Genomic DNA, 24,880 nt, shown 5'->3' on the forward strand with positions numbered 1-24,880 from the left:
CTAACCCCTCCTGTCTATTCAACTAATTTATTGAATGCTTTAACTTTATGCTGTTTCTGTTTAAATGTCAATTTACTTTTAGACAAAAATCAACGATTAGTCCAATATCTTAAAATAGAAGTGTGCTGAAGTAAGTACACCTTTTAAATCCTAATAGTTGTATGCTTTAACTATTAAACCGAAAAATGGAATCCAAATTTTCCTGCATTCGTATTTAAGAAAACAGACCCTTTAATAAGAATTTGCAGCCCATAGTTTGCTACAAAAGAATAAAACAATTCCTCCTCAAGCTTCTTGGTGTGTGCCCAAATTTACAGCTAGGTATGCGGGAACGGATTTAGAACCACTAACACAGCAGGCAAAATATGGTGCTACACGATGTCAAGACAGAGAATTTAATATCTTTAGGTTGTGAAAATAGTTACAAAGTCAGCGCTACCCGAGGAATAGGTGGGGGGCAAAGCCCAAGCGAAGGCGCGGGAGGGGAACGAAGTTCCCTCCATTATTCGCTTGGGGATAAGAGCAAAGCCTGACGGTTATACACCGCTGCGGGTGTAAAGTTCTGCAGAGATTGATGAGGCAAGTAGTGGTTGTGCAAATTTGATAGGAATATTGATGTCCTACTATGATAAAATAAGATTAATGCAGTGACTTTCAATAAACTTGAAATTTAGATCAGAACGTTATATGGTCAGTTATATAGTTGAACAAAAGGATGGGTTGAACACCTATGGATGATAAACAAATTGCTGAATTTTATAAAGAACAATTATTTTTGCAGTACGCCCGAATTGGAAAATGTTTATCCAGCGAACGAAGATTAGAAATTTTGAATATATTAGCAAACGGACCTAAGGCAGTCGAAAATTTGGCCCACATATCTGGAATGAATGTCGCTAATGTTTCGCGTCATCTTCAGATTTTGTTAGATGCCAATTTGGTACGCTTTTCAAAAAAAGGAACCTATGTTATCTATTCCTTAGCAAACCCATTGGTTGCTGAATTTATGGTATCTCTATGGAAGCTTTCTGAGAACCAGCTCTCTGATGTGATACGGATTAAACAAGACATTGAACAACACTTTAATACTGTTCACACCATCTCTAAGCAGGAAGTTTTAGAACGGATGAATAAAGGCAATTTTGTAGTATTGGATGTACGTCCGAGAGATGAATATGAGACGGAGCATATTGATGGAGCCCTTTCAGTACCTATGGAAGAACTCGATGCATATCTTGATACAGTACCGGATAATACCGAGATGGCGACCTACTGTCGCGGTCCTTATTGTGTGTTCACAACCCAAGCTGTTGAGAAAATACAAAAGAGGGGATTCAAAGCATATCGTATTGAAGAAAGTGTATTGGAATGGCGATCTAGCTAATATAAAAAATACTTCAAAAGAACATCAGGGATGGTGTTCTTTTTTGTTGATTTTAGTTTAATACAATAAGTTCACGAAAGTATATTCCAATTAAATATGGTGAATTATAACAAGGATAAATTCCTTTATTATATTATTCAATTATACAATAGATCAATATAATAAAATGATGTATGCTGATAAAGCACTACACATGTAAGGATAAGGGAGGAAAAAACATGCGAAAGATGAAAGCGATGCAAATACAAGCCAAGGGAGAAAAAATGAAATTGGTCGAGATACCGATACCTCAACCAGAGATGGGTCAGGTTCTCCTACGGGTTGAAGCGTGCGGTGTATGCAATGGAGACTCGAGAACGATTATGGGAGGTGCCCCAACCTATCCCAAGATTCCAGGGCATGAAGTAATCGGAATTGTAGAAGAGCTTGGAGATGGCTCGACAAAATGGAATATTGGAGATCGTGTGGGTATCGGATATAACGGTGGCCATAGTCACGTAACAGGTCTAACCATGAATGGTGGGTATGCAGAATACATGGTTGCATTTGAGGATTATTTAACAAGCATTCCAAAGGAAGTTACCTCTATTGAAGCAGCCCCTCTTATGTGTGCAGGTGAAACAACATTTAGCGCTATTAGAAACAGTAAAGCACGACTTGGGGACCTAGTAGCAGTCTCAGGTATTGGTGGCCTAGGACATCTTGCTATTCAGTATGCACATAAGGCTGGTTTTCGAACGGTTGCTATTTCTCGTGGCATTGATAAAGAGAAACTGGCTCGAAAACTTGGAGCGAATCATTATATTGACTTAAATAAAGAAAATCCTGCTGAGGTTTTAAAAAGCCTGGGTGGTGCCAAAGTCATTTTGGCTACAGCGCCTAATCCCAAAGTTATATCTTCACTAATCAACGGACTGGGAACCGATGGAGAACTTATCATAGTCGCGGGTTCGAGTGATCCTTTGGAATTAACTTCAATGGATTTCGTGCGAGGGCAACGTACGGTTAGAGGTTCGTTTACTGGACAGGCAAAGGAAATTAATGACACTATTCGCTTTAGTGTTTTAACTGATGTGCGACCGATGATCGAAGTTTTTCCACTGGAACAAGCTAGTGAAGCTTATGAGAAAATGATGGCCGCTAAGACACGGTTCCGTGCGGTGTTAAATATATCCTAATAGATTATATGAATAGTATTAGTGATTTTCGCTGTTAATATAAAGGTCACGTAGAAGATTATTGACAGATATCATTTCATACACTACAATTCAATTGTATGATTGAATATTTGAATATTGATTATTTATTCATACATTAATTTACTATTAAACGGAGGTAGTAAGTATTATGCAAAAAGCATATCTAGAGATCACTTTAAAGGTTGAACCGGCAAACCGTGATGCGGCAACAAAAGTGTACACTACGTACAAAGAACCATTTTTAAAAGGAATTGATGGCGCTCTGACAAAAGAGCTGTTGGTTCGTGATGATGATGTACAGGTTTTACATTGCTTTAGCAGTGAAGCCGATGCAAAAGCTTATCTGCAAAGTGATCTTTTTAATAACGATGTTGTAGTTGGTCTAAAGAATTTGTTGGAAGCAGATCCTGAAGTCAGAATTTACGCAGCATTCTAATTAGAACTCAAAGGCCTCGTCATCGGGGACGAGGTCTTTTGTAAATCAATGTAATTCAAGTGATTAATTGAATGGAGTAAACCACTTTATGTTGAGGAGGAATATTAATGGGTGCAACAGCTTTGACTAAATATACTTTCCAAGAATATATTACTTCTGGTGTTTCTCTAGTTGACTTTTGGGCTTCTTGGTGCGGACCATGCCGAGTGCAACTCCCAATTGTTGAAGAACTAGCCACTGAAATGGTGGGGCAAGCAAACATTGCTACAGTCAATGTGGATGCTGAGCAAGAATTGGCTGCACAATTCGGGGTGCAAAGTATTCCGACTTTACTTCTGTTTAAGGATGGTAAGTTAATTGATCAAATGGTCGGTGTGAAACAAAAAGAGTTGCTTAAGGATAAAATTCTGAATGCCGCAGGAAAATGAGCATTTTTTACACGAAATTAATTCTGTAGATGAGATTGAAGGCTTTCTGAAAAAACACCAATTTTGTCTACTCTATGTATCTAGACCAGAGTGTACTGTATGTCATGCAATCTTACCAAAACTGCTTATAATGCTTGAGAGCTATCCACAAATCTATGTAGGACACATAAACGCGAGTAGAGTAGAACAAGTAGCCGAAAGATTTCTTGTGTTCAGTGTTCCTACTATAATGATTTTTATTGACGGCAAAGAGTATCTCCGAACAGATCGCTTTGTTCGATTAGAACAGTTATCTGAGCAAGTTAATAGTATGTATAATTTTTTATTCAGTTAAACTCAGGAACTACTAATGTCATCTGCGATTGCTTGTTATAAATAATATTTCCTTTTAATATTTATCCTATTATAATCGTTGTGACCCTAATCTACCTACTGGTAGGTAGATTAATAAAATCAGAAGGAGATGCACATAATGAAATTTGAAAACAAAACTGTAATTGTAACTGGCGGAGGAACAGGGATTGGAAAGACAACAGCACAACGTTTTTTTGAAGAGGGAGCTAATGTCGTAATCAATGGCCGGCGCGAGGATGTTCTCAAGCAAACTGCGCTGGAAATTGATCCATCAGGCAAGAAGGTCATTGCTGTAGCCGGCGACATCAGCTTGCAGGAAACATCGAGAAAACTTGTACAAGCTGCTGTAGAAGCTTTCGGAGGAGTCGACATACTGGTGAACAACACTGGGAAATTTAATCCGACACCGTTTCTTGAACATACAGCAGAGGATTTGCAATCGTACCTGGATACCATTGTTAAAGGAACATTCTATCCTTCTCAAGCAGTTATTCCGGAAATGAAAAAAAGAGGTGGAGGAGCAATTGTTAATACTGGCTCCATGTGGGCAATACAAGCGGTAGAAGCCACTCCATCGGCTGCATATTCGGCAGCTATGGCAGGAAGACACGCATTGACAAGAAACTTAGCGGTGGAGTTAGCTGGAGATCATATCCGAGTAAACGCAGTGGCACCTGCAGTCGTTGAAACACCGATCTATAATACGTTCATGACTGAGGAGCAAGTAGCAGAAGTTTTGCCTAGCTTTAATGCCTTCCATCCCATCGGACGAAATGGTACAACAATGGATGTAGCAGAGGCCATCTTATTCCTGGCCAGTGATTCGACTTCTTGGATCACCGGTATAGTAATGCCTTTGGATGGCGGTGTTACTGCCCGACTCAGATAAACTTCCTTCAGCCTAAGTAGATCGATCGGGCTCACCTGAATCAATAAGGAGTGCAAACATAGAATGGATGACTCAGTAATAATAGTTGGTGGGGGTCTAAGTGGACTTAGGGCTGCTTCTTTACTTCATTCACAAGGAATTAAATGTGCGGTTTTGGAAGCTCAGGATCGAATTGGTGGAAGGGTCTTAAGTGTAGAAGTCGAGGATAAACCTGAACTAGGTAAATTTGATCTTGGACCCACATGGTACTGGCCGCGTTATGAGTCAGCCATGAACCGACTGGTCGAAGAACTCGGTTTAGCCACATTTGAGCAGTTTAATGATGGACGCGTTCTGTTAGAACGATCTATAAACGAATTACCAGAACAACATAATTTGTCTTCAGACGCAATGGAGTACTCGCGTAGGTTTATAGGCGGGGCTCAGTCTCTAATTGATGCGTTGGCAGCTACATTACCACCTGATGCAATTCATTTAAATACAAGAGTAATCTCTATTCATCATCAAAACAATGATAGGGTAATGGTTCAAACAAATGCAGGGGATTTTTATGGTAACTCAGTGATAATTGCTTTACCACCACGGGTTGCTGAACAAAATATTACATTTTGGCCTGAACTTCCGGCTAATGTAAAAACCAATTTAATGAATAAACCAACTTGGATGGCTAACCAAGCTAAGGTTATTGCTGTATATGAAAAGCCTTTCTGGCGTGATCATGGTCTATCAGGCTTCGCTTCAAGTTGGGTCGGTCCATTACAGGAGATTCATGATGCTTCACCTTCGCCTGATTCTGGCGCACTGTTTGGCTTTTTTAGCCTTCCTTCAGAAATGCGCCTAAATATGGGGCAGGAACAACTCCTTGAGCTTGTTGTGGAACAATTAACGCGGCTATTCGGTCCTTTTTCAAAGAATACAAAGGCGATTTTATATAAAGATTGGTCTACTGACACTAATATAGCTGTTAACGAGGATGCGGCTCCGCTTCAATATTTCCCGAATTATGGACCAATACTTGATGGAGATCGAGTACAACATATCTATTTTGCTGGGACCGAGACAGCTTACGGACAAGGTGGACATCTTGAAGGAGCCCTTCAGTCAGCTGAAAGAGTTGCTAGTGAGGTAATTAAACAACTCAGCTAAATATTATAAAAAACATATGATAGGAGAATATAAAGATGAGCAAAGACAACTTGTACAAAAAATCATATATAAACAGGCTAGGAGAATTTGGTAATTTGTCTGGCGTAGCTTTTCGGGCATTTGTGAACTTCGATCAAAAGGCTTTAGCCCAAGGACTCCTTTCAACTAAATTAAAGGAATTAATTGCTGTTGCAGTAGCTCACGTTACAGGTTGTCCGTACTGTATTGAAATCCATGTCAATAAAATAAAACCAGAATCTTCAAAAGAAGAAATGGCTGAGGCTATTATGGTTGCTACCGCATTAAAAGCGGGGTCTGCAATGGCTCACGGGGTAAATGCTCTTAACGCTTATGATAGTAATGCTAGTAATGATGAACTGTATAATGCTTCTTACTTTGATCGAATCAATGAGTATGCTAATCTAGCCGGTGATGCTTTTAAAGCTTTCATCAATTTTGATGTGCAGGCAATGAAAGCTGGGATGCTTAGTGTAAAGGAAAAAGAACTGATAGCGATCGCGATTGCACACGTTACGGGATGTCCATACTGTATTCAAGCTCACGTAAAAGCAGCTAAAAAGGCCCAAGTGTCCAAAGAAGAAATGGCTGAGGCAATTATGGTGGCAACAGCATTAAAGGCGGGATCTGCGATGGCACATGGTGTGAATGCTTTGAATGCATATGATGAATCTTGATAATAAATTTGCAGGTATTTAAAGTCTTAATGTATAAAAACAAAATCAAATCGACAAACTACCTATTAGTAGATAAAGGAGATGCACAAAAATGAAATTTGAAAACAAAACTGTAATTGTAACTGGCGGAGGAACAGGGATTGGAAAGACAACAGCACAACGTTTTTTTGAAGAGGGAGCCAATGTCGTAATCAATGGCCGGCGCGAGGATGTTCTCAAGCAAGCTGCTCTGGAAATTGATCCTTCGGGCAAGAAGGTTATTGCTGTAGCCGGCGACATCAGCTTGCAGGAAACATCGAGCAAACTGGTGCAAGCTGCTGTAGAAGCTTTCGGAGGAGTCGACATACTAGTGAACAACACTGGGAAATTTAATCCGACACCGTTTCTTGAACATACAGCAGAGGATTTGCAATCGTACCTGGATACCATTGTTAAAGGAACATTCTATCCTTCTCAGGCAGTTATTCCAGAAATGAAAAAAAGAGGTGGAGGAGCAATTGTTAATACTGGCTCCATGTGGGCAATACAAGCGGTAGAAGCCACTCCATCGGCTGCATATTCGGCAGCTATGGCAGGAAGACACGCATTGACAAGAAACTTAGCGGTGGAGTTAGCTGGAGACCAGATCCGAGTAAACGCAGTGGCACCTGCAGTCGTTGAAACACCGATCTATAATACGTTCATGACTGAGGAGCAAGTAGCAGAAGTATTGCCTAGCTTTAATGCCTTCCATCCCATCGGTCGAAATGGTACAACAATGGATGTAGCAGAGGCCATCTTGTTTCTAGCCAGTGATTCGGCTTCTTGGATCACCGGTATAGTAATGCCTTTGGATGGCGGTGTTACTGCTCGTCTTCGATAATAATCTTTGAATGGGCTGATCACGTTAGGTGGTCAGCCTTTTCTATAAAACTAAGAGGGGATGGAGGGAATCTTGACAGTATATTTACTGGATGGTAGATTTCAATTATGAATAATAAGAAAAATACTTTACAATATATTATGGATACAGGCCTTACCCTGGTTCAAGAACGGGGCTATAACGGGTTTAGTTACGCTGACATCGCTGAAGCCATAGGAATTCGTAAGGCGAGCATTCATTATCATTTTCCAACTAAAAAGGACCTTGTCCAAGCTGTACTGATTCGTTACCGTAGAGAGTTCATAGATAAACTTCAACGAATCCATGAAGATGATAATAGTTGGAAAAAAAAGCTAAAATCATTTTTTGATTTATACCGAGACACACTAGAAAATAATACTAAACTTTGTTTGTGTTCAATGATGGCTGCTGAGTTGAATTCTTTTCCTGACGAAATACGTAACGAGTTAAATATATTTTTTGATGCCAATACGAGTTGGATCGAGAAGGTACTAAGTCACGGAAAATCAGATGGCGAATTCAATTTTTCAAATGAGCCTTTGGATCAAGCGAAAACACTTATTGCTTTCGTACAAGGTGCCCAACTAATGTCTAGAACTTCAGGTCAAATCGACTATTATGATTCACTTGTCTTAAGTTACATGCGGATTTTGTCTAATGAATAATGTTCTCTTGTTTTCTAATCGGGTAGGCGCTATCCACTAATTGAGAGGCCGTCTTTTCACACCACTGTACTAGGTTCGTATACGGCGGTTCAACCGCATAAGTGCAATTACGTAGACGCTCGCACTGCGCAGGAAAAAGTATAATAACCTGCCTTTGTGAGCTTATTGTTTGAAAGGAGCCCGATAGTACTGGGCTTCCGGTGAAGTACCAACCCCAGACGGGCGTTCCCCCTGTTAAGTCTGCTATCCGAGTATTCCCAGCAGACTCAAGATCTTACGATCTGCATATATTTGAGTTCATCAGGTTACAGACCGGTAGGCGAGCAAGATATTGCTTTTGTCGATCAAGGGAATGAGACGACGGTCGTTGAAACGTTCGACGCGGAGAGCTCCAATCCCGTCGAGTTGCAGCAAGCAGGCTGGCAAGCAATCATGGACAATTTCAAAGCCTATACCGAACAAAACTAATCATCGCGAAGAAGACGCCGGGGAAGATTTCCCGGCGTTTTTCTTTTTAACCCTATTACGCTCCGTTAGTCTTAACTTTGTGCCGCATCCATGTTCATGTAGTTAATAGCCCACAGATGACCGTCCAAGTCCACGAAGCCCCAATGATACATGAACCCATGATCTTCAGGTTCAGCGTGTAATTCCCCCCCCAAGAAGAGCGCGGTATTCACGATTTCATCGACCTTTTCCCGGCTCTCGAAGGCCAATGCGATCGTCATCTGCGCATATTTGCTTGTATCGACGGATTCCTTCTCCGTGAGCGTATTAAAGAATGTTTGATTGATCAGCATGACCTGCAGGTTGTCGCCGATCACGATGGCTACCGAATTCTCATTCTCAGGGAATTGCGGGTTGATCTCGAATCCGAGTCCGGTGAAGAACGCTTTCGATTGTTCTACGTTTTTTACAGGCAGGTTGAAGCTCGTGAATGCGGACGTTAATGCCATTTTCAATACACCTCTTCGTCAAATTAGTTTGTGTTCATTTATGCCTTCGTTTATATAGACGACAGCCGATCCGGGAATTCATCGGTCTCATGGATTCGGTCGTGGGGAGTTTGAGTTTAGGATATTAGCGCATTACATATAACTGGAGCTACACTCCAACGTTTTACTAGTTAGAGTGCAGCTCCATGAAAATGAGTGTTTTCAATTACTCTAAGATAGGAAGATCTGCGGTATTCATCGGAACTGGTTCAGTACATACTGGTTTTCCCGCCATAGCTGCATGGTCAAAACCGCCAGTCTTTTCAGGAGCATATGGCCAATCCAACCATTCACCTTGCTTGTCTGCAGGTATGATAGGTAAGGTGATGGAAGATGGATGTGCAGCATCGTGATAGATGGTTTGGTCAGCAATCACATAGTCCTTTAAAAAACCAACAGCTGTCTTGAACTGATAAAAAAAGTCCTAGACTACTGTTGGGTCAATTAGTACAAAGGCTATCTAAACCGGTTACTCCCAATATTATTGACTGATTAAGTCTAACTCGAAAATAAGTGAATCTCTATCAGGATAATCATATTGAATTGCCAAATCGCCTTTAGTAATTTCTTTAAATCCAACTTTTTTGTAAAAGCTGTGTGACCTAGTTGCTTTGGATGGAGTATCCAAAATCACCTTAGAAAACCGATGTTTCTGCGCAAAATCAAGCATAGCTTCGTAAAGGCCTGTTCCTATCGCAAGCTCTTTGCCGCGGTAATCTTTATAAACAAAAAATTTCTTTAGTACAGCAATATCGTCAGTTTTCTTTTGCAACCCGATTGAGCCTACAACATCACCGTTATCGTTTAAAGCTACCCAAAATTCACCTCCATCTTTAACATAGTTCGATTGAATATCTAGTATATCTGGTTGCTCTTCAACACTAATCCCTACACCATATTCATCATTTTGTACATGCAATATTAGTTTAATGACTTCTTCTTTATATCTATCAGTATAAAACGTAATCATTTTATTAACTCCTTTATGTGTATTTTTTTAAGAATACTACTTTTTTATTTGTAATGGAACGTTAGCTTAATGCTCCCGACAGTCTAGTGCTTTATTTCCTTAGACTAATATTTCTTCTTTTGACAAAAGTGATTCCGCTAGATGATGCGCAGTTCGAAGACACTGGCGGTAGATGCATATAGCGAAGGAGTGAATGAATCATGAATATCAGTTTGGAGTTGGAAGACAAATTAACAAGAGTTGTGGTTTGCTTGCGCTTTGAACAATGTATTGAAGTGAATATCACAGAGCACATTGTCACTCGACAGTTTAGCGAAGGCGGTTTTTGTATAGACAATACTTACTTTAAATTGTACGCAGGTCAAATAGGACAAGTAAAAAACTATTATGTTGAGAATGGCTTTGGAGCTGAAACGTTTATTATTGGTTCAAAATCGTAGAGGTGAAGAACTATTGATTAATAGAATAAAATCAGATGTTGAAGCGCAATTGACAAAAGCAATTATGTTTAAAGAGCGTGTATCAGATACAAAGAAAAATTATATTAGCGAAGTCGATAGAACACCTTGGGGTGAAGATAAGTATTCCCATATGAACTGAATGTATGAAAATACTGAACAATAGACGAATACTGTGACGAAGGGAAGAAAGATTATGGAATGTAGAAACTGTGGTTCAGATCGTATGGATTGGACTCACTTAGAATGTACTGATTGCGGAGCGAATGAATCGAATGGATATGATCCATCAGCCAGTAGATTAGGGATTTGTATTGTTTGCGAAGAAGAAAAATTAATAAACACAGATGAAATTTGTAATCATTGTTTCGTTTTTGAAAGTGTCACGAAGTCAGAAAAAGTCTAATCAACAGCACAAAAGCACGTTATTACTGAAGCTTAGACGCAAACTGTGCAGTAATGGGGGCGTTGCCAAATATATAATCGACGGCAGCTGTGAACAAGATAATAAAGTCCGAGTCTGTAAAATATATTGTGTAAACTCTCAAACCCATTAAAATGGAAGTAAGAGAAAGGATGGGGAGAACACATGGGACTTTGGTCAAAACAGCAACTTCGAGAATTTATTAAGGAGAATAATCTGGTTACAGCACAAGATGCACAGAATGCCTTAAAAGATCTATTCGCAGAGACAATTCAGGAGATGCTGGAAGCCGAAATGGATACCCACTTGGGCTATGGAAAGCATGAAGTGAAGGCGAAGCTCACGCCAAACAGTCGGAACGGAAAGAGCCGTAAAACGGTAGTGAGTGAGTACGGCGAACAGGAGATCACCGTCCCTCGGGACCGGCTGGGGGAGTTTGAGCCTCTGGTCGTCAAGAAGCATCAATCGAATGTAACGGGCATCGAAGAGCAGATTATCGCCTTATATGCCAAAGGGATCAGCACCAGAGAAATTCAGGATCATTTGGGGCAGATGTATGGCATTGAAGTCTCCCCTACGCTCATTTCCAATGTGACGAACAAGATTGTGCCTCTCATTAAAGAATGGCAGAATCGTCCGCTGCAGGGCGTCTATGCGGTTGTCTATCTGGATGCGATCCACTTCAAGGTCAAGCAAGACGGGGCCATTATCAACAAGGCCGCCTACATGGTCATTGGCATCGATCTGGACGGAAATAAAGACGTGCTGGGCATGTGGATTGGTGAGAATGAGTCCTCCAAGTTCTGGCTGAGCGTGCTGAATGAGCTTAAGAATCGCGGGGTCCAAGATATCCTCATTATCTGCGTGGATAATCTGTCCGGATTCTCCCAGGCGATTGCGGCCTGCTATCCCCAAACCGAAATCCAGAAATGTATTATACACCAAATCCGCAGCTCCACCCGTTACGTGTCGTACAAGGACATTAAGAAAGTAACTGCCGATTTAAAGCCCATTTACAAGGCAGCTACCGAGGAAGGTGCCTTGCTTGAACTTGACCGTTTCGAGGAAGTTTGGGGAGCGAAATATCCCCTAATCCTCCGTTCATGGCGAACGAATTGGGACGAGCTCGCTACCTTTTTCAAGTACCCGCCCGAGATCCGCAAACTCATCTACACCACCAATATGATTGAGAGTTACCACCGTCAGCTTCGAAAAGTGACGAAGGGAAAGAGCATCTTTCCTACGGATGAAGCCTTGCTGAAAATGCTCTATCTGGCTACCGTGGACGTCACCCGGAAATGGACAGGACGTGTCCAAAACTGGGGCCAAATGCTACTCCAGCTGTCGGTCTTTTTCCCCGATCGGGTCGGTCAACACTTGCGTTAGTTTGAGAATTCCCCCTCGGGGGAACCTATGCTTAAAAGAGTTTACACAAAATTATTGACAGACCCTAAAGTCCTAGACTGCCGCTGTTTAATTAAACTAATAAACTAACGTTTCTCGTTAGTTCAATCCTTTGTATGCTATTCCGTCAATCATCATAAGACAATCAGAGTCAAAAAACTCTGTCGTAGATGTCATTCTAGCAGGGAATTTATCCTTTTCAAAATACTCACAAAAAACCTGTTCCATTTCAGGTAAGTCCTTAATGTACTTTAGGTATACATTCACCTTAACAACATTATCCAGTGGTACATCAAGTTGATTAAGAGTCTCTTTTAAGTGAGAGAAAGTATTGTGAATCTGTTCTGTAAAGCTCTGTCCAAAACCCCGATGTAATCCGAGAAACACATAGTCACCAGCCGCAACAGCAGATGAATAACTAAATGGTGTTGAAATTCGATTTATCATATACATGAGCCTCCTATGTATTAAGTTCCATATTATATTTTAGAACATACGTTTTTAAATGTAAATATTTACTTTTTGTTGGCTCTCCACGCAATCCTTTTACCATCCAGCCCCGTTACAATCGGTTTGTCCCGGTAACTACCGTCCAGCCGTTTCTGCACGTAATCCGGAGTGTATACCTCTGCCCCAACGTCAATAACTTCCCGCATGGAGAGCGGCGACCCTTCCGGGTATCGCAGCGTGTCGAACGGCTTCTTGGTTCCGATAACTATCAGCCGCTTACGTTCCTGCGGCAGCCACATATTCGCGTTAACTGGACACTCCACTCGAACATAATAGTTCGGCAGTTTCGTCATGCATTCCATTACAACCTGAAACTTCTTCATCCCTGAAACATTTTCAATGACATAGGCTTCAGGCTGGGCCAGCGCCACATGCCGGAAGAAGTGAAGGAATAAATCATCACCCGTTCGGGTCCCGTGAATATCGGCAATAGCGCTGTATTTCGTGCAGGGGAATGTCCCGATATAAACATCAGCGTCCTGCTGGTCCAGCACCGTAATCTGTGTGATGTCGCTTTCGTTCACTGTATGGCCGAAGTTTGTCCGCAGCGTGTCGCAGGCAGCACGGTCAATTTCATATGATTCAATGACCTCAATCCCGGCCTCAATCATTCCCAAATCCATGCCGCCAGCTCCGCTGAAATAGCTCTTAGCGCACCTGGCAGAACAAGCAAGCAGCGTCCCTTACTGGCTCCTGAGTGCTACGCTGCTGCAGAAATACCCGTCATGGCTTGAGCCATACCTAAGATTCAGAACAGTTATATGGGACCCGGGGACTTTCACAGAGGACTGCATCAGTTACCAAGGATACAGAGCCTTCATTGACCGGCATGTTAAATCCCGCACCATCACATGCAATATGACGAAATTGGTAACCCGGCAGCTACAGAGTAGTATTTGAGCTGGGTTAAGCTTGAGGACGAAGAGTCTCTAGCCGAAATCGAATACTACAAGAGTATTGCCGTTGCGAATGCTTTTGTTATTGATTTGCTTGAAGGAAATAAAGAAGTATTGCCAGAATACGTGAGTTTCCTAAAAGCATGTGACAGGGAAGAATTGACCGCTGGCTTGTTAAACATCTTGGACTCGGCTTTGAAATTCAGTTACTCAGTGGATTGGGCTTTGGAAGAGTTACAGGGTGGTGTGGAGAAAGCTAATGATAATTCACCTGCTGTGGATGTTCGCTACTACGTAGAATATATTCATCTGTTATCCATTTACTTATTTAAACGGGGGAAAACAGAATATGCAGTAAACCTAACATTGGAAAATATCATATTAAGTAGTTAACTTGGAGATGAAACAGGCTTCAAAAAGGCTGCTGCACTTTATGAGCTTACTTCTATAGACATATGTACAAAATTCACTGTAAGGTTTAGTAGATGATACCCCTAATCTATTTGCGAAATATAAGCATCTTATATATTGTGTCACAAAAGGAGGGGTCCATTCACAGGGATAAGGGTAGGTAGAGAAGTCTATTAAGTAACCGGAGCGCCGTCAACAAACCTGGAAAGGCTGTAAGGAGCAGTGGAGATCGGACTTAAGTAGTGGCCAGGAGTAACGTCCACTTGACTACTAGTCGTCCCGCTTGAAGATTCGGGCGCCGTACCTTCACTTCACAAGAGTATTCAGGAGCGGAAGCAGAGCTCAGGAAGCGGCCCTATTAGTTTTCACGGTGGACTCAATCAGGGAGCACGAAATAGGATCGGTCGCATAGAACTGAAAAGGACCAAGTCGAAAAGGAGGCGGAATTGCTGCTGCGATATATTGCGAAGGTGAGAGAATGTCTGGCAGCTGAGATAGACGCCTGTGTCATTTTATTCATTTTCCGAGCTCGATGACTGCCATCTGCATTACCATTAGCGAAAATAGTCAACGATAAACGGCTAGGAGAAAATCTACTGAATAGCCCGGTGCTTTCAAGAGAAACCGGGGTATGGCGAACCGACAACCAGACGCTGACAACTGCGACGTAAAATGTCACCCACTGTACTGGGGGAAGAAAAAGTATTCGATGACACAGCATTCTAGAGAAGAAACCGAAATGGAAATAGATTCCTGAGGTGACTCCTCATTTGCATTCGCTTTTACCCTGAAGGCCGCGGCCGGGATACCGATTTCTTGTCGCAAAGGGGACCTACCGGTTTGTATAAAGATTTATCCATGACTAATACTAACTAAATAATCCCATATATGATCAAAATTAATGGTATCCACAATACGTATCTACTATAATTGTTTATAGTGTGGAATATGTGGGGGTGTTTTTTTAATGAAAATTAGCAAAGTTATTAGTTTACTTATACTGAGTCTGGCTATAAGTAGTTGCTCGAATAGTTCAAGCATAAAAAAAAATGTGGATACTGTTACAAACTCTTCAGATAATGTAGCTTCTTCAGGTCAAAATGAACTCTATCAGTACATAAGAGATCAGAAATGGGAAGAAGCAAAACAATTTATACTTAACGTAAATAATTTGGATATTAAGGATCTCGATCTATTAAGTTCTTATGTTGAAATTAGAATTGAATCTGCTAATTTAAGCAGTAGCACCGAAACGCCAAAATTATACGAACCTATATTGGCAAGGATTAATAAGTTAAATATTGAGGGCTACACCGGAGAATTTAAAGATCAAATGAATGCCTTTTATTTAGCTTTTCAAAAAGAAAGAATAGATTATTATGAACTTACTTCTAAAAAAGCTGAACTAGATAGAGAAGAACAAGACAAGATTAAGGCTAAAAAAGAAATTGCTGAAGCAATCAAATTAATTAAAAATAAGAAGTATGAACTCGCCTCTAACAGTATTAAACCAGGATATAACGATGAGACGTCAGCAATTTATAATTATGCAAACGCATTAGCAGAGAAAAAAAATGGGACAGATAAAACCAGCTTATTTCATTTCTATTTAATGAACATACCATCTGCATATAGTAAGCGTCTTTCCAAAGAAATCACTGAGTTAAAATTGAATTATCAATCGTTAGAAAAGTGGGATCAGGATTTAGTGGCACACAATAAAATCCTTGCAGATGCAAAAAAAGAAAATGAAGAAAAAGTAAAGAAAGAGATCGAAGAAGCAAATAGTGTTTCTCCATTTATTGGAATGACAAGAAACGAACTCAAAGAATCAAGCTGGGGTTTACCAACAGATATTAATAAAACAACTACAGTTAATAGAGTTTCAGAGCAATGGGTTTATAGGGATAATAAGTATGTTTACTTGGATGATGGTGTCGTGACTGCTATTCAAGAATGAACTATTGTTTCCGAGGCTTGATATTTTCATATATTAGAAGCCTTTCGTTGGTGAAGTGGGCATAGAACATTGTTCCTTTAATCTTTATTTTTTTCCTGTATATGAGATTTGATAATATTTATTAGCAGTAATGTTAGTTAGCTTAAACATGTATAGTTTGCCGTAGTTGCAGGGGAAGCATCAAACAGAGGTGATACTTTTGGAAATTAAACAAGGTTCAAGCCGCCTTCATTCTAAAAAGGCAAACTCTCCTTTGGAGGCTCAATTAGCAAAAATAATTAGGAACTGTGATGGAAAAGATAAAGCATTACTAAAAAGGTATGGATATGATTTTGTACATTATTGTTCGTCTAATTTTAAACTGCAGAAGATAAAGAATATTAGATCTTTACATATTTATTGTTATATTAAACTTTTAAAAGAATCAACTCTTGATAGCTATAATTTATATAGGAGCTTTTTCGCAATTAAAACCATTCATAAGAATGTTTTAAATCCAAGATATAACATAAACTTGTCGAAAGATAATCTTACAGAATTAGGATTCACAGAGTTATTGATTGATTCAAAAAAAGTATTGGTACAAATGATACTACCAACTTCAGAACATTATGAGTTTTTATGCTCATACTGTTTCTCAATTAATGAATACCAGCAAAGCAAATCTTACTCAAAATGGATATGTCCAAATTGCGGGAGCTATGTCGGGGTACATCAAGGCACCAAAATTCCTTTAGGTACGACAGCTGATTCAATTACTAGAAAATACAGAGTAATAGCGCATAACTATTTTGATATCTTATGTAAAAGGAAAATGGAAAAAACGGGCTGTTCAAAAAATGTAGCACGCTCTAAAGCTTACAAGTGGTTAAGTTCTAAATTAAAAATCGAAATGTCTCAATGTCATATTGGTTTAATGAACCAAGAAGCCTGCGAGAGGGTTATCGATTTATGCAAACCTTATTACCAACGGTGACTAGGATTGTCCATTGCTTCGGTAGCCAGATTCATAGGTATCATAAGGAAGCTAGCCTCATCGTACCCCATGAAACTTCAGGCATATTGCGTTCATCCTGATTGTAGTTGCTTTAGTTAGTCTTAACGATTTCGTAGTCAGCGCGTACAGTGGATCCACCAGCTCGGATACGGTCTCAAGCGGCGGAATTGTTCCTTGTACCATGGGTAGACCATTAATTAAAACGCATATCGGACGAGCCTCTGCAGAAACAGCAGGGGCTTTTTTCATGACAAAATATGAAAATTATGATACGAAAGATATTTTATAGGATAAAAGTGAGGGGAATCACATCTTTAAATTATATTTTGGAATGATTTTAAGAATCAATACCCCGCCTTCGTAAAGCACTTGATATACGTACTACATAATAGAATTCATGTTGAATCAAGCTTGAACCGATATATAGGTATGCTGGATTATTTTTCCTCATACATTTAAGAAGAAGGGACTAGCTCTATGAACTATATGGACGAGCAAATTCTTAGCCTCAGGAATAAGGTCATTGACCAGGCGACAACTGATAACGATCAAGCGAAATTGGCCCTACTCCCATTATCTGAATCAGAGCAGGACAACCCCGTTGCTGAAAAAAACATGGTTCTACGAATCGGCAAGGAGCATATCACGCTAGAGCCAAGAACGATTCTGGATGGGCATATTGAGGTTAGTGTACCGAAATCCTTTAGTCTTATGCCGCTGGAGAAATCCAAATTCAAATACCCTTCGGAGCATCGCCCCCAGGTGATCTACACCTCTTTGGATGAGACGATTAACATCACCTTGAGTCCTGCAGATACGCTCTTGGATGCCGACGAACTCCCTGAGTTTACGGAGCAGATGGCCGATGTCTTACGTTCTGTACAACCGATTCGTAATTGGAAAGGCACCGAACAGGTCATCAATCGTTCCGGACTGTCCATCGGAATCATCCGCTTTGTAGCAGCGGGTGTAGACGAGAATCTGTACAATGAAATGCTGCTGTTCATCCATGAAGGACATGTGATGATGGGCACCTTCAACTGTGTGGAGTCCAGTATGGAGACGTGGTTGCCTGTAGCGGAACATCTGGTGCAATCCCTCCGTATCCTTCCGCTTCTCTCCCCTCCTCCGCTTAAGAAAGGGGTGGCCTCGTTATGAGCCTGGGCTACGAACATATCCAAATCTCTCCCTATGCTCTGGTCAACCTGGAGCTGCTTACCTTGACCAAAAAAATCAACGAGCACACCCGGCTGTATTTTACAGGTGTCATCCCGGAAGACATGCAGGACAGTTATGTGGAATCGACGGGTAAGAACACCGTCATTGAAGTGAGCCAACGAGAGGAGTCCGGTGACAGCAAGCCGCTGTTTAGCGGGATTGCGCTATCGGTCGAGGTGAAAGTCGCGCAGGACGTGTACTATCTGGAGGTAGAAGCCATTTCCCATACCTACCGCATGGACATTCAGCGGCGTACCCGCTCTTTTCAGCATACGAAAATGACGGTCCCGCAAATGTTGAAGCAGATCGGGAAGGGCTACGAAGGCCTGGATGTGATTGACGGGGCTACAGGTGGAGCGAAAATCGGGCGGATTGCCATTCAGTATCAGGAGACGGATTGGGCATTTTTAAGACGCATGGCCTCCCGATATCATACGAGCTTGATGCCTGCGGCCCGCTTTGACAGCCCAAAATTTTATTTTGGCATTGAGGATAACCCTGCTCCGGTGGTGCTGGATCATACCCGCTATACAGTTCGCAAGCAGATGCTGCCGTTTCGTTACTTCCAGGAGAATGAGCAGGCGGAGCTGAACGAAAATGATTTTATTGTCTATGAGGTAGAGACGGACGAGGTATTGGATTTGGGCGCTCAAATGACCTTTCAGGGACACAGCTTGTATGTGACGGAGGCCTATACTGAAATGAGGCAGGGGCTGTTAAGACATCAATATACACTTGCTTCTTACCAAGGACTGTGGCAAAAAAGCTACTACCAGGAAAAGCTGGCAGGTGCATCGTTAAGCGGACGGGTTATGGAGGTGCGGCAGGATCAGGTGCGCATCCATCTGGATTGCGACGATAAGCAGGAGGTAGACACGGCGCATTGGTTCAACTACTCGACCGTGTATAGCGGCGGCGGACATACAGGCTGGTATGTGATGCCGGAAACTGATGATCCGGTGTCTCTTTATTTTCCCGGCAGCCGTGAAGAAGACGGGGTTGCCGGCAGTGCGGTCAGACGTGCGGACAGAACAAGTGCCCATAACAAGTTTTCTGATCCTCATTTGAAAATATGGCGTACACCGCACGGCAAGGAAATTCGGCTGGGACCGGACGAACTGGTCATAACCGGTAAGGATGGCTCCATTTTTATCAAGCTGGATGATCGTGAAGGTATTCATATCGTGAGCAGCAAGCAGGTCCATATTTCGGCTGGCGGCAACTTGAGTCTGTCGGCAGGGAAAACGATGAATCTGTCCGCAGGCCGCGAGCTGCGCATGGATTGCAACGGCAGCCATCTTCATTTGAGCGGCTCGGCAGGCATGAAAGGCAGCGAGGTGAAATCGAATTAGAGTGTAGTGCGGGAGCGCTATCCTGTCTGGATGTATACTTTTACGTTTATGGAGATGATGGGGTTGAACATAAAGCAAAATCAGGTGGTGGATGGATGCAGGTGAAGGAGCAAGCAGATGGAATGGACGAGCAGCGGGCGATGGTGAACGGGGCTTGGTCCAGTATCCAAAGAGAATGGGCGCTGGATTTGAATATGAAGAAGGAGCAACGGATTCAAGCCTTTATGGATGAATTTCGGGAGTATTGCGTGCTGCTCCGGCAAGAGCAGCTTGCGGGGCGAAAAGGAAACATCAGATATATCACCTATTCCATGCTGCGCACCGCATGGCTGGAAGAACATCCTGTCTATTGGGTGGAGGCAGCAGACGACTTATGGGTGCTTGATCCCAAACCGGTACAGTCCGTGTACGATGCAAGTTGGGTCTATGGCTATTGGACGGAATTGCGGGGGCATCTCCTAACCGAGGCACAAGCACAGCAAGTCGCTTTATCCGAGCTTGTGCTGGAGCAGATGATGCTGGGAGCAGCGGTGCATATCCATGCCATGTTGGTCAGTTTGATTCGTCTGGCACTGAAACGGGCGGTCGTTCTGCCGGAGTTTCAGCAGTTGGATCGTGAAGAGACGTTCGAGATTCGTGTTGGGGAATACATGGACTGGAGCGTGTGCGTGTACAAAGAAGAACACAGATTGCTGGATTCAAGCCTGGTTAGAGACTGGCTGGAGGAAGAACAGGAGCATGCTTACAGCTATCAGGCGCTGACCGGCGTCCAACTGCCGGGTGGAGATTACAGCCATTTCGATTTCCGGTATACCGCTTTTCGCCAGATCGGAATGGAAGGGAGCCGTTTGCATGCTTGTATATTAGTCGGAACGGTTTGGCAGGAAAGTCAGCTTGATGAAACCAACTTCACCTATAGCTTGATCAACGGAGCGGATTTTAGTGGCTGTTCCATGCAAGGCGCAGTATTGGAGGGTGTGATGGGCAATGCCGGGTTCGGTGAAGAGGATTGGGATGGCGAGCCGCTTGGTTATGCGGGAGTGAATTTTACAGGTACAAACCTGCAGAATGCTTCTTTTAAAGGAGCGCAACTTCAAGGCGCTGTCTTTGAGGCTGCCGTGTTGCACAAAGCGTCCTTTGTCGGGACCAATCTCACAGATGCTTGTTTTGTGGGGGCTGATTTGGCAGGGGCATCTTTTGCCGGGGCAATGGTGACAAGTGCTGATTTCACAGGAGCGAAGCTGCAAGGGGTGAGCTTTACGGATGAGCAGCGCAGCGATTCGAGGGGAATCCCCTTTGATGAAGGGAGTGGCTGCCATGAGAATCTTTCGATTAACAGTGGATGAACGCGTCAAACATCGGGTCGAGCCTGCTTCCTTAACCAAATTGCAATTGGATGCCCTCTGGGGGGCCGGGGCTCAGGCGGAGGATGAAACCCCTCTTTTTTTAGCTGTACATATGGATCAACGAACGGTATACCCGGATTTTCTGGAGTTTCCTTTGCCGTTGGTGTCCAACCGGATGAGAGCACTATTGGCACAATATATGCCGGGACTCGCATGGAAATCAGCCATATTAAGCGATATCCGGCAAGCCAGACAAGACGCATATTGGGTGCTTCGCCCTCCGGTGGTCGAGTGTCTTTCCCCACAAACATTGTGGTACCCCAATGGTACATTAAAGCATTTGGTGCTGAGACACGGGGACATTCAAGCGCCTGTTTTCCGAATTTCCGGATTGATGGAGCCTTACATATACATCCAGTTGGCGGTAGCGGAAAGCCTGTTGCGCCGTTCTTTTACAGGCATTGGGGTGCAAAGAGTCGAGATGGAAGTCAAGGAGAGGTGAAGAAGGTGATGGAAGTTCAAGTACAGCCGGGAACGGGGTCCAAGCAAAAATATGTAGTTGCAGGCGCCATTCTAAGCTGTAGCTATGGTACACAGCCCACTCGTTTGAAACGGCCGTTCAGCCATGGCGTCTACGTCAAAAACAAAGCGCAAATGAATATCGGAGACTACGTGCCGGGAGTGAACATCCAGTCGTTCGGAAATTGCTTCAGTCCGCTAAATCCGGCGGTGCAGGCCAGCCAAATGGTGGACATCTACGGCGTGAAAAAAGCCCCGTGTATGCCTGTGCTCACGATGTCGTGGCTGAACGGGAAAAGCGACATGATGATCGAAGGCCAGCCCGCATTGATGCAAAACTGCACCCATCAGTGTCTGTACTGCGGTCATATCCGGATTGAAAATGACGGGCAGGAGTTGGATTGACAGCTAGATTGTTGTGGAAAGGAGAATGAAACCTCATGAGTCTACTGTCAGCTGGGATCGGGTATGAAAGCCTGCACTTCGAGGGCCCCTTTCAGCCTCAGCTTATCGAGCGACTGCAAATCACAAGAACGATCAACGATCATGCGTATCTGCAGATCAGCGGCGTGCTCCCCGAGGAGCAGGGAGCGAAGTGTATCGGCAAGACCATGGACCAGGAGCCGATAGTCATTCACCAGTTGGATGAGCAGGGACAGTCCGTAAGACGGCTGTTCCATGGGATCGTTATGCGCTTGTCGGTTCATTGCACACGGGGCGTGTATACGTTTGAACTGGAGGCAACTTCGCATTCGTATCAGATGGATAGTAAGGTGAAAAAGCGTTCCTATCAGGATATCCACCGCACTTACGATGATCTGGTCACCACGCTGGTGCGCAAGTACAGGTACGGAGATGCCATTGATACTGTAAGCAATCATACCAAGCTGGACGCTTTTGTTTTACAATATGAAGAGACGGATTGGGCTTTTTTAAAGCGCCTTGCTTCCCGCTTCGGTTCCGTACTGGTGCCGGAGGTGACCGCAGCCTCTCCCAAGCTTTTTTTCGGCCTGCCGGAAGGCAAACTGCATAAGGTGGAACGGGCTGGGTTTTACCAGGTACGGAAAACCTTCCATGAGCTGGACACGGGACAACCGGGAGAACATGCGGGGCCGTATGTAACGTATAGGATCGAAAGCCTGCAATACTATGCGCTGGGCGACCGGCTCACGTTACCCGTCGGACCAAGGAAAGAGCTTGCTGTCGTTTCAGCAGTGACACGGCTGGAGGACGGCTTGCTGCGCACCCGTTATGATCTCCAGCCCGAGCAGGATATCCGGTATGCCCGCTATGGAAACGATAAGGTCGTCGGGATTATGCTGACAGGAAAAGTGCTTAAGGTCCAGCAGGATTACGTACAGCTCCAACTGGATATGGATCCTCAGCAGGACCCGGCTAAAGCCTGTTGGTTCCCGGTGGCCACCCGGTATGTGGCGGAGGGACATACCGGGTGGTACAATATGCCGGAAATTGGGGAGCCGGTAGAGCTGTATTTGCCCACGAACCGTGAGCAGGAAGCCTATGTGACCGATTCACTGCGTCAACATCGCCATGCCAATGGACAACCCGATGTGAAAATGTGGAGACATGCACAAGGAAGCGGCGTAGAGATGTCTGGGCAAGAACTGACCTTGTCCACCTCTAGTGAATGTTCGATCACCCTGCATAAAGCTGGCATCACCGTCAGCAGTCCGGGGAATGTACAGATTCAAGGGGCTAACATCAAGCTGGATGCAGGAGAGGAACTGTCGCTCCAAGCGGGAACGGCGCTATATCTGAAGGGCGGGGCCAGCAGCATGATCCTGGATGGCGAAACAGATATCCAGGCCCCGGTGATTCATCAGGAAGGTACGGTGAAGGCCCCGGTGTTCGTGGCCGACCTCCCTCCTGTACCGGAGCCGCCGCTGATGAGTATCCAGGCGTACCAGGCCGCCCAAGCCGCAGCTCAGGCTTCATCGAGCAGCCCGGCCGAGGCTCCTGCCGCGAAGATCACGAGCCCGGCAGCGCAGCAACAAGCGGAGGCCTTGCTGGGAACGGTGTCCAAGCTGTTAGGGGCGATTCCGGTAGTGGCCCGGGTAGCAGGTGTCTTCCTGAACGCTTTCGGATGTCCTGTGGGCAAGGCAGCAGGTATGATTATGCAGGCCACTGCAGCGATTCCTGTCCGGAGTACGGGAACGAGTCGAGCCGGGGGCGGAGCCGCTGGAGGGGGTCTGCATCCGCTGAAATATTTGGCGAGTCTGGCGCTGAAAGGGTTGATCAGCCAGTACGAACTTGAGCAGGGAAAGCAAGACTACTATAGCAAGTGGATCCTGGGAAACGTGTTTACGAGTGCGCGGAAGTTAGCGCATTCGGGCGGCCCATTAGAGCTCGTTCAAAACCTGCTGGCAGAATCGAAGGCGATGTATCTTGCCTATCATCAAGTACCCGCAGACCTGAGGCAACGCTGGTGGGGCAATTACAAGAGCTATCTCGCTCAGCAGCCACAACCAGAGACAGAGAAACCTAAGTCCTGGTGGGAAAAAATGTTTGAGCAATATGGAGAAAATGAGATTCTTACTGCAGAAGCCAAGCGAGAATCGGCGCAACTTCAAATGGAATTGGCATGGGATGTTGCCCAGGGGGCCAATGAAACCATTAAGGTAAACCAATCGTTGGGTTTGTATGAGCAACGCGATTATCATCCCAACCATCCGATCGCGGGCAAGGTGGGGGAAATCGCAGGCAACGTGGTCAGTTCGTTGCAAGGAATCGGGGAATTTATCGCGGGCGCTGGAGGAGAATTATTTTCCGTGGCTGTATCGTCTACGGGCGTATTAACGCCTTTCGGCGTACTTACAGGTGTAGCATCCACCGGCCTTATGTCTCATGGAGGGGTGTTGGCCTACAACGGAGCCTCCAACCTGGGAGAAAGCTCTGCAGAGCTTTGGCAAATGATAAAGGGGGAAGGGAAGCCTCCTAAGTCTTCAAGTGCGAAGCCGGAGAAGCCGGGTCATGCAGAGGGGAAAGGGGAAAGTACTGAATCACCTGCTTTAAAGGATAGTCCATACCATCCAGATTCTGTTGCAGAGAGGACTAAGCCACCATATAAAGCTAATCCTGCTCATGACAAAGGAAGTCCATACTACAATCCTAAGAAAACTCCAGAACCAGCTGACTCTGTAGAAATTTATAATAAATCTGTTCGAGGGGGGATGGGGACCTGGTATGGAGTGAATAAGGATGGAAAGATTTATCAGTACTTTAGTGATAATGCCCGTGGTGTTCATTTTGCGGGAGAAATCACAAAAGATAAATTAACAAAGTCTGTTCGACAACAATTAGGAATAAAGTAAAGGAGTAGC

At 43.7% G+C, this 24,880-nt stretch carries 28 protein-coding genes; 23 read left to right on the plus strand and 5 right to left on the minus strand.

Features of this window, described 5'->3' with window-relative positions; translation table 11 throughout:
* The first annotated feature begins 730 nt into the window (after positions 1-730).
* The 11 genes from NST07_RS17860 (at position 731) to NST07_RS17910 (ending at position 8,547) form a co-directional block, all read left to right on the plus strand.
* Positions 731-1,384, plus strand: a complete 654-nt coding sequence (locus tag NST07_RS17860) for a metalloregulator ArsR/SmtB family transcription factor (protein ID WP_341093482.1) — start codon at positions 731-733, stop codon at positions 1,382-1,384.
* Positions 1,385-1,602: 218 nt separating this feature from the next.
* On the plus strand, positions 1,603-2,562 hold the full coding sequence (locus NST07_RS17865; RefSeq protein ID WP_342479888.1) for a zinc-binding dehydrogenase: 960 nt from the start codon (positions 1,603-1,605) through the stop codon (positions 2,560-2,562).
* Between the two features lie 169 nt (positions 2,563-2,731).
* On the plus strand, positions 2,732-3,019 hold the full coding sequence (locus tag NST07_RS17870; RefSeq protein ID WP_341378762.1) for a hypothetical protein: 288 nt from the start codon (positions 2,732-2,734) through the stop codon (positions 3,017-3,019).
* Between the two features lie 107 nt (positions 3,020-3,126).
* Positions 3,127-3,447, plus strand: coding sequence for a thioredoxin (gene trxA, locus NST07_RS17875; RefSeq protein WP_341093486.1), 321 nt, complete (start codon positions 3,127-3,129; stop codon positions 3,445-3,447).
* Positions 3,431-3,781, plus strand: coding sequence for a thioredoxin family protein (locus tag NST07_RS17880; protein ID WP_342479889.1), 351 nt, complete (start codon positions 3,431-3,433; stop codon positions 3,779-3,781). The genes trxA and NST07_RS17880 overlap by 17 nt, the downstream gene beginning before the upstream one ends.
* Before the next feature lie 138 nt (positions 3,782-3,919).
* Complete coding sequence (locus NST07_RS17885; protein ID WP_341378763.1) at positions 3,920-4,690, plus strand: glucose 1-dehydrogenase; 771 nt, start codon at positions 3,920-3,922, stop codon at positions 4,688-4,690.
* A 63-nt stretch (positions 4,691-4,753) separates the two neighbouring features.
* Positions 4,754-5,836 carry an FAD-dependent oxidoreductase gene (locus tag NST07_RS17890; protein WP_342479890.1) on the plus strand — a complete coding sequence of 361 codons (1,083 nt, stop codon included), beginning with the start codon at positions 4,754-4,756 and terminating at the stop codon, positions 5,834-5,836.
* Positions 5,837-5,871: 35 nt separating this feature from the next.
* Positions 5,872-6,531: a carboxymuconolactone decarboxylase family protein gene (locus NST07_RS17895; RefSeq protein ID WP_342479891.1), complete on the plus strand. Its 660-nt coding sequence runs from the start codon at positions 5,872-5,874 to the stop codon at positions 6,529-6,531.
* 91 nt (positions 6,532-6,622) lie between these two features.
* Positions 6,623-7,393, plus strand: coding sequence for a glucose 1-dehydrogenase (locus tag NST07_RS17900; RefSeq protein ID WP_342479892.1), 771 nt, complete (start codon positions 6,623-6,625; stop codon positions 7,391-7,393).
* Between the two features lie 107 nt (positions 7,394-7,500).
* On the plus strand, positions 7,501-8,079 hold the full coding sequence (locus NST07_RS17905; protein ID WP_342479893.1) for a TetR/AcrR family transcriptional regulator: 579 nt from the start codon (positions 7,501-7,503) through the stop codon (positions 8,077-8,079).
* A 291-nt stretch (positions 8,080-8,370) separates the two neighbouring features.
* Positions 8,371-8,547: a hypothetical protein gene (locus tag NST07_RS17910; RefSeq protein WP_341093495.1), complete on the plus strand. Its 177-nt coding sequence runs from the start codon at positions 8,371-8,373 to the stop codon at positions 8,545-8,547.
* A 71-nt stretch (positions 8,548-8,618) separates the two neighbouring features.
* Here the strand turns inward: NST07_RS17910 and NST07_RS17915 are convergent, their stop codons facing one another.
* The 3 genes from NST07_RS17915 to NST07_RS17925 form a co-directional block, all read right to left on the minus strand.
* Positions 8,619-9,035, minus strand: coding sequence for a VOC family protein (locus tag NST07_RS17915; protein WP_341093496.1), 417 nt, complete (start codon positions 9,033-9,035; stop codon positions 8,619-8,621).
* Positions 9,036-9,240: 205 nt separating this feature from the next.
* Complete coding sequence (locus NST07_RS17920) at positions 9,241-9,450, minus strand: hypothetical protein (protein WP_341093497.1); 210 nt, start codon at positions 9,448-9,450, stop codon at positions 9,241-9,243.
* 105 nt (positions 9,451-9,555) lie between these two features.
* Positions 9,556-10,044 (minus strand): GNAT family N-acetyltransferase, encoded by a 489-nt coding sequence (locus NST07_RS17925; RefSeq protein WP_341093500.1) that lies wholly within the window; start codon positions 10,042-10,044, stop codon positions 9,556-9,558.
* Between the two features lie 200 nt (positions 10,045-10,244).
* Between NST07_RS17925 and NST07_RS17930 the strand changes: the two genes are divergently transcribed.
* The 3 genes from NST07_RS17930 (at position 10,245) to NST07_RS17940 (ending at position 12,312) form a co-directional block, all read left to right on the plus strand.
* Positions 10,245-10,484 carry a hypothetical protein gene (locus NST07_RS17930; protein WP_341093501.1) on the plus strand — a complete coding sequence of 80 codons (240 nt, stop codon included), beginning with the start codon at positions 10,245-10,247 and terminating at the stop codon, positions 10,482-10,484.
* Positions 10,485-10,497: 13 nt separating this feature from the next.
* Positions 10,498-10,644, plus strand: coding sequence for a hypothetical protein (locus tag NST07_RS17935; protein WP_341093503.1), 147 nt, complete (start codon positions 10,498-10,500; stop codon positions 10,642-10,644).
* Between the two features lie 447 nt (positions 10,645-11,091).
* Complete coding sequence (locus tag NST07_RS17940) at positions 11,092-12,312, plus strand: IS256 family transposase (RefSeq protein WP_342479894.1); 1,221 nt, start codon at positions 11,092-11,094, stop codon at positions 12,310-12,312.
* 117 nt (positions 12,313-12,429) lie between these two features.
* On the opposite strand, the gene NST07_RS17945 is transcribed toward NST07_RS17940, so the two are convergent.
* Together NST07_RS17945 and dcm are read right to left on the minus strand one after the other, a co-directional pair.
* Positions 12,430-12,777 carry a RidA family protein gene (locus NST07_RS17945; RefSeq protein WP_036684125.1) on the minus strand — a complete coding sequence of 116 codons (348 nt, stop codon included), beginning with the start codon at positions 12,775-12,777 and terminating at the stop codon, positions 12,430-12,432.
* A gap of 68 nt (positions 12,778-12,845) precedes the next feature.
* Positions 12,846-13,517: a DNA (cytosine-5-)-methyltransferase gene (gene dcm, locus NST07_RS17950; protein ID WP_342481956.1), complete on the minus strand. Its 672-nt coding sequence runs from the start codon at positions 13,515-13,517 to the stop codon at positions 12,846-12,848.
* Between the two features lie 219 nt (positions 13,518-13,736).
* Here dcm and NST07_RS17955 point away from each other — a divergent pair, with 219 nt between their 5' ends.
* The 9 genes from NST07_RS17955 (at position 13,737) to NST07_RS17995 (ending at position 24,871) form a co-directional block, all read left to right on the plus strand.
* The gene (locus NST07_RS17955; protein ID WP_341378780.1) at positions 13,737-14,129 is read left to right on the plus strand and encodes a hypothetical protein; all 393 of its coding nucleotides are present in this window, start codon (positions 13,737-13,739) and stop codon (positions 14,127-14,129) included.
* A gap of 985 nt (positions 14,130-15,114) precedes the next feature.
* Complete coding sequence (locus tag NST07_RS17960; protein WP_342479895.1) at positions 15,115-16,107, plus strand: hypothetical protein; 993 nt, start codon at positions 15,115-15,117, stop codon at positions 16,105-16,107.
* 199 nt (positions 16,108-16,306) lie between these two features.
* Positions 16,307-17,083, plus strand: coding sequence for a zinc-finger-containing protein (locus tag NST07_RS17965; protein WP_342479896.1), 777 nt, complete (start codon positions 16,307-16,309; stop codon positions 17,081-17,083).
* Between the two features lie 498 nt (positions 17,084-17,581).
* Entirely contained in the window at positions 17,582-18,262 is a 681-nt protein-coding gene (locus NST07_RS17970; protein ID WP_342479897.1) for a hypothetical protein, read from the plus strand.
* Positions 18,259-19,674, plus strand: a complete 1,416-nt coding sequence (locus tag NST07_RS17975; RefSeq protein WP_342479898.1) for a contractile injection system protein, VgrG/Pvc8 family — start codon at positions 18,259-18,261, stop codon at positions 19,672-19,674. Before NST07_RS17970 ends, NST07_RS17975 begins: the two co-directional genes overlap by 4 nt.
* 101 nt (positions 19,675-19,775) lie before the next feature.
* Positions 19,776-21,020: a pentapeptide repeat-containing protein gene (locus NST07_RS17980; RefSeq protein ID WP_342481957.1), complete on the plus strand. Its 1,245-nt coding sequence runs from the start codon at positions 19,776-19,778 to the stop codon at positions 21,018-21,020.
* Complete coding sequence (locus tag NST07_RS17985; protein ID WP_342479899.1) at positions 20,992-21,522, plus strand: hypothetical protein; 531 nt, start codon at positions 20,992-20,994, stop codon at positions 21,520-21,522. The genes NST07_RS17980 and NST07_RS17985 overlap by 29 nt, the downstream gene beginning before the upstream one ends.
* A 5-nt stretch (positions 21,523-21,527) precedes the next feature.
* The gene (locus tag NST07_RS17990) at positions 21,528-21,944 is read left to right on the plus strand and encodes a DUF4280 domain-containing protein (RefSeq protein WP_342479900.1); all 417 of its coding nucleotides are present in this window, start codon (positions 21,528-21,530) and stop codon (positions 21,942-21,944) included.
* Positions 21,945-21,979: 35 nt separating this feature from the next.
* Positions 21,980-24,871: a contractile injection system protein, VgrG/Pvc8 family gene (locus tag NST07_RS17995; RefSeq protein ID WP_342479901.1), complete on the plus strand. Its 2,892-nt coding sequence runs from the start codon at positions 21,980-21,982 to the stop codon at positions 24,869-24,871.
* Positions 24,872-24,880: the final 9 nt, after the last annotated feature.

Origin of the sequence: Paenibacillus sp. FSL L8-0340 (genome assembly GCF_038593145.1) — a bacterium.
Lineage (GTDB): Bacteria > Bacillota > Bacilli > Paenibacillales > Paenibacillaceae > Paenibacillus_AQ.

Bases quoted from the DNA above. Each gene is read 5' to 3' on its own strand.
- NST07_RS17915 (WP_341093496.1), bottom strand. From the start codon at position 9,035: ATGGCATTAACGTCCGCATTCACGAGCTTCAACCTGCCTGTAAAAAAC.
- NST07_RS17890 (WP_342479890.1), top strand. From the start codon at position 4,754: ATGGATGACTCAGTAATAATAGTTGGTGGGGGTCTAAGTGGACTTAGG.
- NST07_RS17895 (WP_342479891.1), top strand. From the start codon at position 5,872: ATGAGCAAAGACAACTTGTACAAAAAATCATATATAAACAGGCTAGGA.
- NST07_RS17860 (WP_341093482.1), top strand. From the start codon at position 731: ATGGATGATAAACAAATTGCTGAATTTTATAAAGAACAATTATTTTTG.
- NST07_RS17970 (WP_342479897.1), top strand. From the start codon at position 17,582: ATGAACTATATGGACGAGCAAATTCTTAGCCTCAGGAATAAGGTCATT.
- NST07_RS17985 (WP_342479899.1), top strand. From the start codon at position 20,992: ATGAGAATCTTTCGATTAACAGTGGATGAACGCGTCAAACATCGGGTC.
- NST07_RS17925 (WP_341093500.1), bottom strand. From the start codon at position 10,044: ATGATTACGTTTTATACTGATAGATATAAAGAAGAAGTCATTAAACTA.
- NST07_RS17905 (WP_342479893.1), top strand. From the start codon at position 7,501: ATGAATAATAAGAAAAATACTTTACAATATATTATGGATACAGGCCTT.
- NST07_RS17940 (WP_342479894.1), top strand. From the start codon at position 11,092: ATGGGACTTTGGTCAAAACAGCAACTTCGAGAATTTATTAAGGAGAAT.
- NST07_RS17930 (WP_341093501.1), top strand. From the start codon at position 10,245: ATGAATATCAGTTTGGAGTTGGAAGACAAATTAACAAGAGTTGTGGTT.
- NST07_RS17975 (WP_342479898.1), top strand. From the start codon at position 18,259: ATGAGCCTGGGCTACGAACATATCCAAATCTCTCCCTATGCTCTGGTC.
- NST07_RS17960 (WP_342479895.1), top strand. From the start codon at position 15,115: ATGAAAATTAGCAAAGTTATTAGTTTACTTATACTGAGTCTGGCTATA.
- NST07_RS17880 (WP_342479889.1), top strand. From the start codon at position 3,431: ATGCCGCAGGAAAATGAGCATTTTTTACACGAAATTAATTCTGTAGAT.
- NST07_RS17865 (WP_342479888.1), top strand. From the start codon at position 1,603: ATGCGAAAGATGAAAGCGATGCAAATACAAGCCAAGGGAGAAAAAATG.
- NST07_RS17995 (WP_342479901.1), top strand. From the start codon at position 21,980: ATGAGTCTACTGTCAGCTGGGATCGGGTATGAAAGCCTGCACTTCGAG.
- NST07_RS17945 (WP_036684125.1), bottom strand. From the start codon at position 12,777: ATGATAAATCGAATTTCAACACCATTTAGTTATTCATCTGCTGTTGCG.
- NST07_RS17900 (WP_342479892.1), top strand. From the start codon at position 6,623: ATGAAATTTGAAAACAAAACTGTAATTGTAACTGGCGGAGGAACAGGG.
- NST07_RS17885 (WP_341378763.1), top strand. From the start codon at position 3,920: ATGAAATTTGAAAACAAAACTGTAATTGTAACTGGCGGAGGAACAGGG.
- trxA (WP_341093486.1), top strand. From the start codon at position 3,127: ATGGGTGCAACAGCTTTGACTAAATATACTTTCCAAGAATATATTACT.
- NST07_RS17870 (WP_341378762.1), top strand. From the start codon at position 2,732: ATGCAAAAAGCATATCTAGAGATCACTTTAAAGGTTGAACCGGCAAAC.